Origin of the sequence: Methylomonas methanica, from assembly GCF_001644035.1 — a bacterium.
GTDB lineage: Bacteria > Pseudomonadota > Gammaproteobacteria > Methylococcales > Methylomonadaceae > Methylomonas > Methylomonas methanica_A.
The window spans coordinates 40,216-54,474 of sequence record NZ_LUUG01000057.1; the positions used below are offsets into that span (position 1 = coordinate 40,216).

15 protein-coding genes are annotated in these 14,259 nt (G+C 51.5%); 7 read left to right on the plus strand and 8 right to left on the minus strand.

The window, feature by feature from the left end:
* The first annotated feature begins 53 nt into the window (after positions 1-53).
* Together A1332_RS07790 and A1332_RS07795 are read left to right on the plus strand one after the other, a co-directional pair.
* Positions 54-911, plus strand: a complete 858-nt coding sequence (locus A1332_RS07790; protein ID WP_064007947.1) for an ion transporter — start codon at positions 54-56, stop codon at positions 909-911.
* 43 nt (positions 912-954) lie between these two features.
* The gene (locus A1332_RS07795) at positions 955-1,752 is read left to right on the plus strand and encodes a hypothetical protein (protein ID WP_064007948.1); all 798 of its coding nucleotides are present in this window, start codon (positions 955-957) and stop codon (positions 1,750-1,752) included.
* 93 nt (positions 1,753-1,845) lie between these two features.
* Here the strand turns inward: A1332_RS07795 and A1332_RS07800 are convergent, their stop codons facing one another.
* The gene (locus A1332_RS07800) at positions 1,846-2,046 is read right to left on the minus strand and encodes a YgaP family membrane protein (protein WP_064007949.1); all 201 of its coding nucleotides are present in this window, start codon (positions 2,044-2,046) and stop codon (positions 1,846-1,848) included.
* A gap of 8 nt (positions 2,047-2,054) precedes the next feature.
* Positions 2,055-3,332 (minus strand): NAD(P)/FAD-dependent oxidoreductase, encoded by a 1,278-nt coding sequence (locus A1332_RS07805; RefSeq protein WP_064007950.1) that lies wholly within the window; start codon positions 3,330-3,332, stop codon positions 2,055-2,057.
* 205 nt (positions 3,333-3,537) lie between these two features.
* Between A1332_RS07805 and msrB the strand changes: the two genes are divergently transcribed.
* The 5 genes from msrB to A1332_RS07830 are packed head-to-tail and all read left to right on the plus strand — an operon-like array spanning position 3,538 to position 10,384.
* Positions 3,538-3,930: a peptide-methionine (R)-S-oxide reductase MsrB gene (gene msrB / locus A1332_RS07810; protein WP_020484875.1), complete on the plus strand. Its 393-nt coding sequence runs from the start codon at positions 3,538-3,540 to the stop codon at positions 3,928-3,930.
* Positions 3,930-5,234: a M18 family aminopeptidase gene (locus tag A1332_RS07815; protein WP_064008008.1), complete on the plus strand. Its 1,305-nt coding sequence runs from the start codon at positions 3,930-3,932 to the stop codon at positions 5,232-5,234. Before msrB ends, A1332_RS07815 begins: the two co-directional genes overlap by 1 nt.
* 47 nt (positions 5,235-5,281) lie before the next feature.
* Positions 5,282-5,863 (plus strand): YfiR family protein, encoded by a 582-nt coding sequence (locus A1332_RS07820; protein ID WP_064007951.1) that lies wholly within the window; start codon positions 5,282-5,284, stop codon positions 5,861-5,863.
* Positions 5,856-8,216 carry an EAL domain-containing protein gene (locus tag A1332_RS07825; protein ID WP_064007952.1) on the plus strand — a complete coding sequence of 787 codons (2,361 nt, stop codon included), beginning with the start codon at positions 5,856-5,858 and terminating at the stop codon, positions 8,214-8,216. Before A1332_RS07820 ends, A1332_RS07825 begins: the two co-directional genes overlap by 8 nt.
* 8 nt (positions 8,217-8,224) lie before the next feature.
* Entirely contained in the window at positions 8,225-10,384 is a 2,160-nt protein-coding gene (locus A1332_RS07830; RefSeq protein WP_064008009.1) for a TonB-dependent receptor plug domain-containing protein, read from the plus strand.
* Here the strand turns inward: A1332_RS07830 and A1332_RS07835 are convergent.
* From A1332_RS07835 to trmD, 6 genes are all read right to left on the minus strand, one after another.
* Complete coding sequence (locus tag A1332_RS07835) at positions 10,381-10,803, minus strand: response regulator transcription factor (protein ID WP_082879595.1); 423 nt, start codon at positions 10,801-10,803, stop codon at positions 10,381-10,383. The two genes, A1332_RS07830 and A1332_RS07835, sit on opposite strands and share 4 nt — an antisense overlap.
* Positions 10,804-10,899: 96 nt before the next feature.
* Positions 10,900-11,673 (minus strand): acyl-ACP--UDP-N-acetylglucosamine O-acyltransferase, encoded by a 774-nt coding sequence (gene lpxA / locus A1332_RS07840; protein WP_064007954.1) that lies wholly within the window; start codon positions 11,671-11,673, stop codon positions 10,900-10,902.
* A 2-nt stretch (positions 11,674-11,675) separates the two neighbouring features.
* A complete protein-coding gene (xerD, locus tag A1332_RS07845; protein ID WP_064007955.1) occupies positions 11,676-12,560 on the minus strand; it encodes a site-specific tyrosine recombinase XerD in 885 nt (294 codons plus the stop codon).
* On the minus strand, positions 12,557-13,063 hold the full coding sequence (locus tag A1332_RS07850) for a methylated-DNA--[protein]-cysteine S-methyltransferase (RefSeq protein WP_064007956.1): 507 nt from the start codon (positions 13,061-13,063) through the stop codon (positions 12,557-12,559). Before A1332_RS07850 ends, xerD begins: the two co-directional genes overlap by 4 nt.
* 94 nt (positions 13,064-13,157) lie before the next feature.
* A complete protein-coding gene (rplS, locus tag A1332_RS07855) occupies positions 13,158-13,505 on the minus strand; it encodes a 50S ribosomal protein L19 (protein ID WP_020484866.1) in 348 nt (115 codons plus the stop codon).
* Positions 13,506-13,517: 12 nt separating this feature from the next.
* Complete coding sequence (trmD, locus tag A1332_RS07860) at positions 13,518-14,258, minus strand: tRNA (guanosine(37)-N1)-methyltransferase TrmD (protein WP_064007957.1); 741 nt, start codon at positions 14,256-14,258, stop codon at positions 13,518-13,520.
* Position 14,259: the final 1 nt, after the last annotated feature.

Consider the following 14,259-nt stretch of genomic DNA (forward strand, 5'->3'; position numbering starts at 1 on the left):
ATTTATACTTTGCCGAACAGACAGCACTCCCCCACCGTTTGCCATCGAGAGCCATGACCGCAAAGCCCAAACGCCAGCACCGCTATAACCAAGGCACGACACTTTCCGCGTGGCGCGAGGCGTTGAACCAAACCGTATTTGGTTCGGAAACTGCTGCCGGCCGGCGTTTCGATATCGCCGTGATCGTGGCGATTTTGTTGAGTATCATTGTCGTGATGCTCGACAGCGTTACCGACTTTCAACAACGCTACGCGGCAGCTTTACTCTGGGCGGAATGGTTGTTTACCGGTTTGTTTACGCTGGAGTACGCCTTGCGTTTGATTTGTGTGCGCCGCCCTTGGCTGTATGCCCGCAGTTTTTTCGGCATCGTTGACTTGTTGTCCATACTGCCGGCTTACTTGGGCTTGCTACTGCCCGGCGCGGAATACATGCTGACCTTGCGGATTTTGCGGCTGTTACGGATTTTCCGGGTACTGAAGCTTTCCGAATATCTGGAAGAAGCCGACATTCTGGTGGTGGCCTTGGTCAACAGCGTACGGAAAATAACCGTGTTTTTATATGCCGTGCTAACCCTGGTCGTGGTGTTCGGCAGCTTGATGTATGTCGTGGAAGGCCCGGCCGCCGGCTTTACCAGCATTCCCAAAGCCGTGTACTGGGCAATAGTCACCATCACCACTGTAGGTTACGGTGACATTGCCCCGAAAACGCCGATGGGGCAGATGATCGCTTCGACCATCATGATTATGGGTTACGGCATCATTGCAGTGCCAACCGGTATATACAGCGCAGAATTACTGAATACCCGCAAAAACCAGAATCTGGATAACCGCGCTTGCCCAAATTGCGGCGCCGCCAGCCACGATTTCGACGCGGCGCATTGCAAGTATTGCGGGCATCGCTTGGACGAGTGATGCCTGACATGAACGCTAAAGCGCCCGTATTGATTGTCGGCTGATGCTGGAAGAGTTTTGGCATTATCTGGGGGTGCGCGCCGCCAGCCGCGAAGCGCGCTTATTGGGTTACGCTAGGGAAATGGCGGCATTGCAAGTCCGCCATCGCCGTTGTCGCCAGGCTTGGGGCGCACATATCCAGGCAACCAAGTACGCATTGTTGAATGCTGCGCAAGCGCTGGACAAACCAGGTGGCGCCGCCCTGATTGTCGGTGGCGGCAGCGCGCACGATCTACCCATCGCCGAGTTATTGCAGCATTTCGAACAAATCGTGCTGCTGGATATCGCCTTTACTTATCAAAGCCGCCGCCTCGCCAAACATTGGCCAAACCGGGTGTTTTGTCATCTGCATGACGTCACCGGTATCGTGGACTGGCTGGTGCAACATCGGCAAATACCGCCACAAGGATTGGTACTGAATCCGATAGTCCCTAAGTTAGTAGTCAAACCACGTTGGGTCGCGTCGGTCAATTGCCTGACGCAATTGCCATTGCTGCCGTTGGATTGGTTGGCAAATGTCGGCTTGGAGACTCTGAAGTTGGAAGCTTTTGGCCGGGCCTTGATGCTGGCCCATCTACATTGGCTGGAAAGCTGGCAAACCCCGGTTTGCCTGATCACGGAAATTGAAGATCAACGTCATGGCCGCAACGGGTTGCTTGATACAACCGACTACCGGCCCGTTTTGGAGGGCTATATTCAGCATGCCAATCAGCTGGCGAGTTGGCCTTGGCCTGTAAATCCATCGGGTGAATTGCCGGACGGGGTTTGGGATTCGCGAATAGTGGCGGCCTATTTAAAATAAACCGCTGTCCTGTATGCGAGAACAAAGAGGCCGAACAGAAATAAAGCCGGATCGCCGCCTGGCAACGATCCGGCCTCTAAGATTTAAGCCCTATCAGAATGCGCAGCCGGATTTAACACCCAACTTTTTCAGAATAATCGCCATCGGACAAAAGCCGCTGAACGACGCCTGCAACAAATTGGCACCGACAAAGGCGGTGAACCACAGCCAATTCGGCGAATGCCAATGCGCCAGCGCCAGACTGATCAGGATAAACGAGCCGGCAAACGCCATAACCATGCGATCTATAGACATATAACCCCCTATTTCAAACGCACCACGCCCAGGAATTTCAATATCATGCGTTCGTAAAACGGCTCGCTGATGCCGTTTTTAATCTTGCGCATAAAATATTTCTCAAAGCCGATTTTCGCCAGATGCACCCATGTGCCATGGTTAGACCAAGTGGTATTTCTGGGCGGAATTTGCGGCACAGCCAAGAACGCCACGCCGGTATCGCCCAAATCGGCCAAGCACAATGCGCTCAGACTGGGTATATCAGACGGCTGTTTGCCGGCTAGTTCATCGCGAATGTTATGGGCCGTGGCGGTAACCATGGATTCGATCATATAACCGGTTTTGGGGGTACCGGTCGGCACCGGGGTTTTTTCCACCGGCGGCAAGGCGATGCAGACCCCAACCGCATAAATGTTTTTGTACGTCGGGTTGCGCTGATGTTGATCGACGATGACGAAACCGCGCGGATTGGTCAAACCTTCCGCGCCGGAGTGGCGCACCGCATCCACGCCGGTAAAAGCCGGCAGCATCATTGAGTGTTTAAACGGCACTTCGTGTTTTTTCTTGTCGTTACCGTCTTCATCGACCTCGGTGACATACATCATGCCGGCTTCGATGCGGTCCACCTTGGCATTGGTAATCCATTTGATGGTTTTGTCGCGTAGCGCGCTTTCCAGCAAGCCTTTGGTATCGCCGACGCCGCCCAAACCCAGGTGGCCGATATAAGGCTCCGAGGTGACAAAAGTCATCGGCACTTTGTCGCGGATTTTGCGTTTACGTAGTTCGGTTTCCAGAATCATCAGGTATTCGTAAGCCGGACCAAAGCAGGACGCACCCTGTACCGCGCCGACCACAATCGGGCCTGGGTCTGCCATGAACTTGTCCCAATCCTGCGCGGCAACTGCGGCATGATCGACATGGCAGACCGATGAGGTATGCCCACCGTGCGGCCCGAGGCCGGGTACTTCATCAAAGGCCAGGCGTGGACCGGTCGCGATAATGAGATAGTCGTATTCAACTGACGAGCCATCCGCCAGCTCAATTTTGTTGTTGGCCGGATCGACTTTTGTGGCCGCCTTTTGAATAAAGTTGATGCCTTTTTTCGCCATTACCGGCGCCAACTCGATCTTTAAGTCTTCGGGCTTGCGCCATTTCGGCGGCACCCACGGGTTGGACGGCACGAAGTGGAAAGTCGGCGAATCGGAAATCACCACAACTTCATGCGCGTTACCCACTGTTTCCTTCATTTCGTAAGCCATCGGCACACCGCCGATCCCCGCACCCAACACTATAATTCTTGCCATGACATTCTCCTCGCTGCTGTTTAGATGAACACACTCTGCGTATTTATTATTTTTATACTGTTGTTATAAGCTTCAAAACCATGCAGCTCAAGAATATTAGAACCTCCTGATGTAATCAACTGAAATATTCCCGGCTTTTGATTGCTTTTGATGCCGAGGTAGACTGAGTACAATGCCCACTACACCTAGCCTGCGGAACCCCACAATGACCGAGAAACACGATAATGAACAAGCCTGGCGCGAGAAGCTAACTCCCGAGCAATATCATGTCTGCCGGGAAAAAGGCACCGAACCGCCCTTCACCGGCAAATATACCGACTGCGACGAAGCCGGTATCTACCGCTGCGTTTGCTGCGGTCACGCCTTGTTTACCTCCGAGCAAAAATTTCACTCCGGCTGCGGCTGGCCCAGCTTTTGGGACCCGCTAAATTCGGAAAGTCTGGATCAGCATCCCGATAACAGCCATGGCATGCGCCGGGTAGAAGTGACCTGCCAATCCTGCGGCGCCCATCTGGGGCATGTGTTCGAAGACGGCCCGCAACCAACCGGACTGCGCTATTGCATCAATTCCGTGGCGCTAACGCTGGATAAGCAATGATGACAGCCCAGCACCAAGCCCAAGACTTACTGGATTTCATCGATGCCAGTCCCAGCCCTTGGCATGCGGTCGCCAGCATAGAAGGACGATTGCAGGCGCATCAATTCCAACGCATCCAGGAAAGCGAGGCATGGTCATTGGCAAGCGGCGGGCGCTACTATGTGATAAGAGACGATTCTTCCATCGCTGCATTTGTGATTGGCAAACAAGCCTTGGCGGCAACCGGCTTCAAAATACTCGGCGCCCATACCGACTCACCCGGTCTGCGCGTAAAACCGCAGCCGCTGCTGGACTCCGACAAACTGTTGCGCCTGGCCGTAGAAGTATACGGCGGCCCGATTCTCGCCACATTTGCCGACCGCGATCTGAGTCTGGCCGGCCGCATCGCCTATCTGGATAGCGACGGCAACATTGTTAGCCAGCTGCTGCGCTTCGCCGAACCTCTACTGCGCCTGCCGAATCTGGCGATTCACATGAACCGCGGCGTCAACGAAGACGGCTTAAAGCTGAAAAAGCAAAGCGAGTTGCCGCTAATTTTCTCGGCCAGTGTCGAGCAACAATTACCCACTGACAAGTTTCGGCAATTGCTGGAACACGCTAGCGGCATTGCTGCCGAGCGAATTTTAAGTTGGGAGCTGAATGCCTACGACACCCAGAAAGGTACTCTTTGGGGTGACGGACAACTGTTTTACGCCAATAGCCAATTGGACAATCTGGCCTCCTGCCATGCTGGATTGACGGCATTATTGGATCCTTCGATCCTAGATGCCAACGGCACGCTGGTCTGCGCGTTTTTCGACCATGAGGAAATCGGCAGTGAGAGCTGCAAGGGCGCGGCCGGCAGTTTCCTACCCGATGTGCTCGAGCGCATCGCCAACGCAGTCGGCAATACCCCGGACGACTACCGGCGCTCGCTAGCCAATAGCTTTATGATCAGCGCCGATATGGCGCATGCCTATCAACCCAACTTTCCCGGTGCCTACGAACCCGGCCACAAAATCATCGTCAATCACGGACCGGTCATCAAGGTAAATGTTAACCATCGTTATGCCTCTGAATGTATTTCAGAGGCTACTTTCATCCGCATTTGCCAAAAAGCCGAGGTGCCTTATCAAAAATACGCGCATCACGGCGATCTGCCCTGCGGCAGCACCATAGGCCCTATAGCCTCTGCGAAATTAGGTATCCGCAGTGTCGATGTGGGGTCGCCAATGTGGGCCATGCACAGCATTCGCGAAAGCGCCGGCGTACTCGATCATGCCTATATGATTCGGGCCTTGCGGGGATTTTTCAGCAACCGATAATTTTTCAACTATCCTTGCCTGATGATTTTATCCGGTAGGGAATAACCTTGGTTTCCGTCTTTTCCACTGATGACGCATTGTCGTTGCGGCGCGCCTTTGAGCTCGTAAAGTGGGTAATATTATTTTGCTTTGTCAGTCAGCCTTCGCCGGCAGACGAACTGAACCTGGAGTATAAGGTCAAGGCAGCCTATATTTATAACTTCACCAAATTCATTACTTGGCCGGAAAAAGCCAGCCCCACCTTTAATATCTGCATTATCGGCCACGACCCCTTCGGGAGTCTGCTGAGCCCGCTGGAGAGCAAGACCGTTCAGGAAAAACCCATTCGGTTGTTCAAGTTCGATGCGCCAAAACAGGCTAAAGATTGCGATATCGTCTATTTTGACAACCCCGAGCAGCGCGCGGACCTTGCTCTACCGGGTGTATTACTGGTCGGTTCGCTGAAAAAGTCACTGACGGTCAGCAGCGAGCCGTTTTTTGCCGAATCCGGCGGAATGATCGGCTTTGCGCTGGACGACGGCAAAGTCAAACTGCACCTCAACCTCAAGGCTTTAAAACAAAGCGGTTTTAACGTCAGCGCCAAACTCATCGAAGTTGCCATACTGGTGGAGGGGGCCGAGCATGAGTAGATTCTTCTCGCGGCTATCCATCAAAGGCAAATTGTTTAGCATCGCCATTACCTCCAGCCTGTTTTCCATGCTGTTGGCCCTGGTGATATTAGTAACGGTGAATGTTACCGAAGTGAAGCGTAAAGCCCAGAGCGATTTAATGGCCGTGGCCAGCTTGATCGCCAATCGAAGTGTCGCTGCCGTAATGTTCGACGACGCCAATTTGGCCAAGGAAAACCTGGTGTCGTTGAATAATCTCCCCGATTTGCGCAGTGCTTGCGTCTACACCAAAAGAGGTCAGTTATTTACCTCGCTGGACAAGCAATCTGCCACCTGCCCGGCCGTATCGCATGGCTTACGCAACTATTTCGATAAACTCAGCATCTATGTTTATCAGCCCATGCGTCTGGATGACGAAATCGTCGGCGGCATTTTTCTTTCCTCGGACCTCAGTGCGGCGTTCTGGCGGGAACTGCAATTTGTCGGTGTGGTACTGATCGTGTTGTTTGTCGCTTTGTCTATTACCTTTTTGCTGACCGCACCCTTATTGAACCGGGTGGCCAAACCCATCGCCCAATTGGCTAAAACCGCGCAGAAAGTCAGCCAGGAACACGACTATTCCTTGCGAGCAGCCAAGCACAGCAACGATGAAATGGGAATTCTGGTCGATGCCTTCAACGGTATGCTGGATACCGTCGAGATTCAAAACAAAGCCTTGATTAGCGTCAAAAATAATTTCCAGGCCCTGTACGACAACAATCCGACCATGGTGTTTAACCTGGATATGCAGGGGCAAATCATCTCGGTAAACCGCTTCGGCGCCCGCCAGTTGGGTTTAAGCGTTGAGGAACTGCAAGGCTGCTCTATTTTTAACTTCGCCCATCCCGAAGATATCAGCAACTGCAATCAGTTCTTCCAAATCTGCCGTAATCATCCCGAGCAAGTCCATAAGTTGGAAAGCCGTATCATCTGTCGTAATGGCAACATCATCTGGGCCAGGGAAACCGCGCGCTTGGTGAAGGATGAAAACAATCGTTCTCACCTGTTGCTGGTTTGCGAAGACATTACCGAAACCCGACGCCTGTCGGAAAAAATTGCCTATCAGGCCAGCCACGACGAATTGACAGGTCTGGTCAACCGCCGCCAATTCGATATCCATATACAGAACTTGGTGTTAGAGGCGCAAGCCAACGATAGCCACCACGTTTTGTGTTATTTAGATTTGGATCAATTCAAAATCGTCAACGATACCTGCGGCCATCTGGCTGGCGACGAGCTGCTAAGGCAGCTCGGCGAGGTACTTCGCCAACAAGTGCGCAGAATGGACATATTGGCTAGACTGGGCGGCGACGAATTCGGCATCCTGATGTCGTATTGCTCGCTCGAACAAGCCATCATCACCGGCGAAAAGCTGCGCAATGCGGTATGCGACTTCCAATTTGCTTGGGAAAACCGTAGTTTCAACATTGGGGTTAGCATTGGTATCGCCCCGATCAATCGCGCCTGCGGCAATGCCGTGGATGTATTGAAAGAAGCTGATGCCGCCTGTTACGCCGCCAAGGAAAAAGGCCGCAACCGGGTGCATATATTTAGTCCGGACGACGAAGAGCTAACGCTCCGACAAGGCGAAATGCAATGGGTGGAAAAAATCCGTCTGGGAATCGAGCGAGACCGCTTCCAGTTATTCGGCCAGCTGATTGTGCCGATCGCCGCTAATCGCGGCGGTCTGCATTTCGAAACCTTAATCCGCTACCGAGACGATCAAGATAAAGTGATTCCGCCCGGCGCCTTTCTACCCGCCGCGGAACGCTACAATATGGCTTCGCCTTTGGATCGCTGGGTAATTTCCCGTTTGTTCCAGTACCTGGCAACGACGCCCGGCTTCCTGGACCGTTTGGAAATGTGCTCGGTCAATCTGTCCGGTTTGTCCTTATCGGACCAAGCCATGCTGGGCTTTATCGACGAGCAATTCCGCAAATGGCAAATACCAACCCATAAAATTTGTTTTGAAATTACCGAAACAGCGGCCATCAGCAATCTTTCCTATGCCCGGCAATTTATCGATTCGCTGCGCCAAAAAGGCTGCTCTTTTTCCCTGGACGATTTCGGCAGCGGTTTATCGTCATTTGCTTACCTGAAGAACCTACCGGTCGATTATTTAAAAATAGACGGGCTGTTCGTGAAGGACATACTGGATGATCGTGTGGATTTGACTATGGTTAAAGCCATTAACGAGGTGGCCCACGTAATGGGCAAAAAGACCATCGCCGAGTTCGTGGAGAACCAAAATATTTTCGATCTCCTACAAACCTTGGGTGTGAATTACGCGCAAGGCTACGGTATTGCCAAACCGGTACCCCTGCGGGAATTATGAGAAACAATATGCTGAAAACAGTCAAGAAGCAGCTTTTCAAACACTCTCTGGTGCTTAGTCTAGTCGGTCAGCAGGCCCATGCAGAACAAACCGTAAACGATTTACTGGATTTATCGCCAGCGGAATTAGCCAATATTTCAGTGAGTATTGCCTCGGGCACCGCCAAACCCGTGTCGCAATCCGCCGCGGTGACCACTGTAATCACCGCCGATCAAATTGCCACGATGGGCGCTACCGATCTGCACGAAGTGCTGGAAACCGTGCCGGGCATGCATGTTACGATTCAACCGGTTACTAACGATTATAGTTACACGATGCGCGGCATGCGTAATGAAACCAATGCCGAAGTGTTGCTCATGCTCAACGGTACGCGTTTTTCGGTGCCTTATCAGGGCACGCATATGGCGGGAATGATTATTCCCGTCGAAAACATTCAACGCGTCGAAGTAATCCGCGGACCGGGGTCGGCGCTTTACGGCGCTGATGCCTTTGCGGGCGTGATTAATATTGTCACCAAAAAGGCGGCGGATATTGACGGAGCCACGGTTGGCGCGCGCGGCGGCAATGCCGATACTAAAAGCGCTTGGGGCCAATACGGCGGCAAATGGCAAGGCTGGGATGTGGCTGGCAGCCTGCAATATAGCCATAACGGGGTCGATCCGGATAGAATCATCACGGCCGACGCGCAAACCCAAGTCGACCAAGTATTGGGCACGAATATATCGCTCGCCCCCGGCCCAATGCAAACCCAAAACGAACGTTGGAACGGCCATCTCAGCTTACAGCGCAAACATTGGGATTTGGGGTTTTGGGCTTTTAACGAATCAGATTACGGCTTTCGCTCCGGCGCCTATGGTGCCCTGGATAACAAAGGCAAGGGCAATGGCAGCAATTACTTGGCGGATGTGCGTTACTCGACCGAGGACGACTTGGAGAACTGGGAATTGCAAGCCCACGCCAGCTTCTTGCATACAGATATCTCGGCCAATATATACGGTTTTCCGGCCGGTGCAATTTTACCAATCGGCGCGGACGGCAACGTCACCGACCAGCTGGCGTCGACTAGAGGCTTAATGCTATTTCCGGAGGGGCTACGTTTCGTAGCCGGTTTTAAAAATACCGTACCCAGCTTTGAGTTCACCGGTATTTACAAAGGTTTCTCCGATCATTTGATCCGCATGATCGCCGGTTTCCGCTATGAGGAAATGAACACGCAAGAAGCACGGAATTATGGCGTAGGCGTTATCAACGGCGCAGGACTATCTGCATTTCCCGCCATCAACGTTGCCGGGGGCTTACAAGACTTAACCGGAACCCCTCTCACATTTATTGACGACCATCATCGCGACATTTGGTCCGCAGCGATACAAGACGAATGGCAATTTGCCGAAGACTGGCACCTGACCACCGGTTTGCGCTTTGACCACTATTCCGACTTTGGCGGCACATTGAACCCCCGCGCCGCGCTGGTCTGGAATATCAATTCACAATTGACCACTAAATTGCTCTATGGTCAGGCTTACAGAGCCCCAAGCTTTCTCGAACAATATCAGCAAAATAGCCCGCTTTTCCTTGGCAACCCAGCTTTAAGTCCGGAAACCATTTCTACTACCGAACTGGCATTCGATTATCGTCCGACGAAGAATCTGAGAACCGCGTTGAATTTATACCATTATGAGATCCGCGATTTGATTAGCGGCCCGATTTCCGGCGCAGGCACCCTGACCGAGCGTAACACGTCAGGTCAAGACGGCTACGGCAGCGAGTTTGAATGGGATTGGAAGTTTCACTCGGATTGGAATCTACGTGGTAACTATGCGTGGCAATTTGCCCGCAACGAAGCGACTCATACCCGGGTTAGCAATGTCCCCGAACATCATGTTTACACCGCACTCGCCTGGAATTTTGCGCCAAAATGGCAGATTCAAACTCAAATCAACTGGATAGGTCACCGCCTTAGCAGCCCAGGGGATACGCGCGTTTTAAAAGATTATGAAACGGTCGATTTAACTTTAAATGCTAAAAAACTGATGGGCTATCTGGATCTAACTGCATCCGCACGGAACCTATTCGATAGCCACGGCAAGGAACCGGCTACGTCCAGCTATCCTTATAATTTGCCCATCGCCGGACAAACGTTTTATTTCGAAGCTGGTTTACACTTTTAACTAATTGCTTGAACCGAATAATTCCGGTGAATGGCGTCCAGAAGGTAAGCAACGATCTTACGGCTCAACCAAGCCTCGCCCGCAGCGACAGCGTGGATCATTCTATTGATATAAGCCGCCAGTGACAAACTGTTTTGATAGCCCTTGGCTCCGGCCAGCACGCAGTGCAGAATTTGCTCTTCATGTAAGTCATCGCCGATGATCACGATATTACTGGTTGGACTGGCCGCCAATAACAAGTTGGTATAATCAGCTGTTTGGCTACCGCGCAACGCAAAATTCAGCAAAATGATATTGGGTTGGAGCTGTTCGGCAGCATTAAGAGCCTGAATCTCATCTGAATAAAAAGCAACATCCGCTTCCGCCATCAGCATCAGTGGCTGGATTTGGCCGATGTTATCGATTACTTGAATTTTCATGATAAATCTTGCTGTCTGTTAGCTGACTGGCTTGCAACTTTGGCCGCCGGAACTAATTTGTTTAATTCCTACGGCATTTGCCCCTGACTATTAAATTCAGTTGGTAACATCGATAAATCCGTGTAATCCACGTTTAGAATCGACTGCCAGCCAACGCCGTAAGTATTGCAGCTCTTCGGTAGATTGCAATTCTTCAAGGCTTTTTTTATTTTTCAACAATCTGAACGCTGCGGAGAGTACTTTGTAATTCTCGCCCACTATACCGGCTCGTCTTAACCCTACGATGTTGAGCCGATAATGTTTCGCGGGCCGCCCACCTATCAGCATAAACGGGATCACGTCCATGTTAATCCCTGTTGTGCCTTGCACGATGGCGTAAGCGCCGATCCGGCAAAATTGATGTACGACTACCGCGCCGCCCATAAACACGTTATGGCCAACCTCAACATGACCGCCAATCGCCACATTATTGGCAAAAATAGTTTTATCGCCCACCGAGCAATCATGAGCGACGTGGCTGTTATTCATGAAATAGCAACCTGACCCGATCCGGGTAGCGCTGCCAGCAATAGTAGCCCTATGCGCGGTAAATCCTTCTCGAAACACGTTATTGTCGCCAACCTCCAGCCACGACTCGGTTTGCGCATCAAACCCCAGGTCCTGCGGCAAGCCACCCAGTACCGCGTGCGGATGTAAGACATTACCGTCGCCCATTTTGACATGCGCATGCACTACGGCATGGGCGCCTATTTGGCTATTCGCGCCAATCACAGCCCCCGCCTCGATCACCGCAAACGGCCCAACGCTGACATTTTCTCCAAGCATGGCGCCGGTTTCGATAAAAGCAGTTGGATGAATCGATGCAGTCATGGTTAGCCTCTTGGATGATGTTGGGTATGTAACGCTTTCAAACGCTGTTGGGCAATATGCGTATAAATTTGGGTAGTGGATAAATCCGAATGACCAAGCAATAGTTGTACGACTCGAAGGTCAGCACCATGATTCAACAAATGCGTGGCGAACGCATGGCGCAGTGTATGCGGCGACAGATGTTTGTCGATACCGGCAAGCGAGGCATAGCGCTTGATAATATGCCAAAAAGCCTGTCTGGTCATAGATGTGCCCCGGCTGGTAACAAACAGATAGTCGCTTTGTCTATTTCCCAGAATTGCTTGTCTGGCAGTGTTCAGATAACGCTCGGTCCAATCCATGGCTTCTTCGCCAACCGGCACCAGGCGTTCTTTGTCGCCTTTGCCGACAATACGCACGCAACCTTGCCGGAAATTGATTTGACCGAACTTAAGTTCGACTAATTCGGAAACCCGCAGCCCGGTGGCGTAAAGCATTTCGAGCATGGTTCTATCCCTGAAACCCAACTTATCGGTAATTTCCGGAGCGTTTAACAATAATTCGACGTCGGTTTCCGACAATGAATCCGGCAACGTGCGACCAAGCTGCGGCGCATCTATCAATTGGGTAGGATCAATACTGATTTTACCCTCGCGCAGCAGATAACCGTAAAAGCGCCGCAAACAGGACACTATTCTGGCCGACGAACGGCTGGTGATGCCTTGTTGCTGACGGTTAGCCAAAAAGTTTTTGATCGTGATTTCGTCAACTGCCGTTATATCCTTATCCTTCAGCCACTTCGCAAACAATTTTAGGTCGCTACCGTAAGCCGATAAAGTATTGTCGCTTAATCCAAATTCCAGCCACAACGCGTTTAAGAAAGACTCTATGGTCTGCGCCGAATTCATTCGCCGGCCAATCCCAAGCCACGCTCGTATTCAAGTAAACGGTGCTTAAGCGCGACAAACTCGCCGTCAGCCTGCCCCATAAAACCGCCGATGCCATGCTTTGCCACCACACGGTGACAGGGGATAATCCCCGCATAAGGGTTATTGCGGCAAGCTCCCGCTACTGCCCTAGGTCCTGAGCCCAACTTCTCAGCCAATCCCGAGTATGTTTCTACTTGCCCGACGGGAATGGCCAATAGCGCGCTCCAAACGGCATTGGCGTATGCGCTGCCCTGGCTTAGCAAGTTGACGTGCAGTTCAGTTTGCATCGGCTTTAACAGATAACTTTGCACGCGGGCAGCCTGCGATGACAAAGCCTTAGTTAACTCACCCCCAACGTGCCAAGAGGCATCCGTAATGATTTCACCAACCATGGTTAATCTCAATTCCGCATCGAGTAGTGGCACGGCAAGCAGGGACTCGTCGCCATCCGCAACAGTTTGCCAAACGATATGTAAAGGCATCACTTCTCTCTTGCTATCGGCAAAAAAAAAGGCAGCTAAGAGGCCGCCTTTTCTAATTAACTGATTCGCTATAAACGAACCAGATTGTAGCGTATTAAGAAAGTTTTTCTTTGATACGTGCGGCTTTACCAGCCAAATCGCGCAGATAATAAAGTTTAGCGCGACGAACGTCACCGCGACGTTTTACTTCGATACTGCCAACCGATGGACTGTGGGTTTGGAAAACACGCTCAACACCCACGCCATGCGAAATTTTTCTGACGGTAAATGCTGAATTCAAACCGCGATTACGTTTAGCAATCACGATGCCTTCAAAAGCCTGTAACCTTTCCCGCGTGCCTTCAGTTACTCTAACTTGCACCACGACAGTGTCGCCAGGTCCGAATTCCGGTACATCTTTTTTCAGCTGTTCAGCTTCCAATTCTTCAATAATTTTACTCATAACCACACCCTATTAAACAACTTCAGTTCTAAATTCTTTCAACAAAGCTTCCTGCTCTGCGCTTAATGTTACTTTTCCAAGCATATCCGGGCGCCTCGACCACGTCCGTCCCAACGCCTGCTTCATACGCCATCGTTTGATGTCGGCATGATTTCCGCCGAGTAGTACATCCGGGACGTCGCCAATATCGCTATGCTCGGGCCGCGTATAATGCGGACAATCCAACAACCCATCAAAATGCGAATCTTGTTTAGCGGATTCTTCATCGCCAAGTACGCCAGGAATTAACCTGGTAACCGCATCAATTACTATCAAGGCTGCCAGCTCGCCACCACTGATTACGTAATCCCCCAGCGACCATTCTTCGTCACAAGCATGCTGGATAAAGCGCTCGTCTATACCTTCATAGCGACCGGACACGAGGATCAATTGATCATAGCAACTCGCATCCAACAACAACTCCTGACTAAGCAAACGCCCCTGCGGACTCAAGCAAATCACTTTGCTGTTAGCCAAGACATTATGCTGTTTGGCGGCATCTACCGCGTCGAGCAAAGGTTGGCATTTCATCACCATTCCCGGCCCGCCGCCATAAGGTCTATCATCCACTGTCCGGTGTTTATCGTGCGCGTAATCCCGAGGATTCCAAACAGACAAATCAACCAAGCCGCGCTCAATTGCTCTACCAGTTACCCCGTAACCAGCGGCATCAGATACCATATCAGGAAAGAGACTGATAACATCGAAACGCATG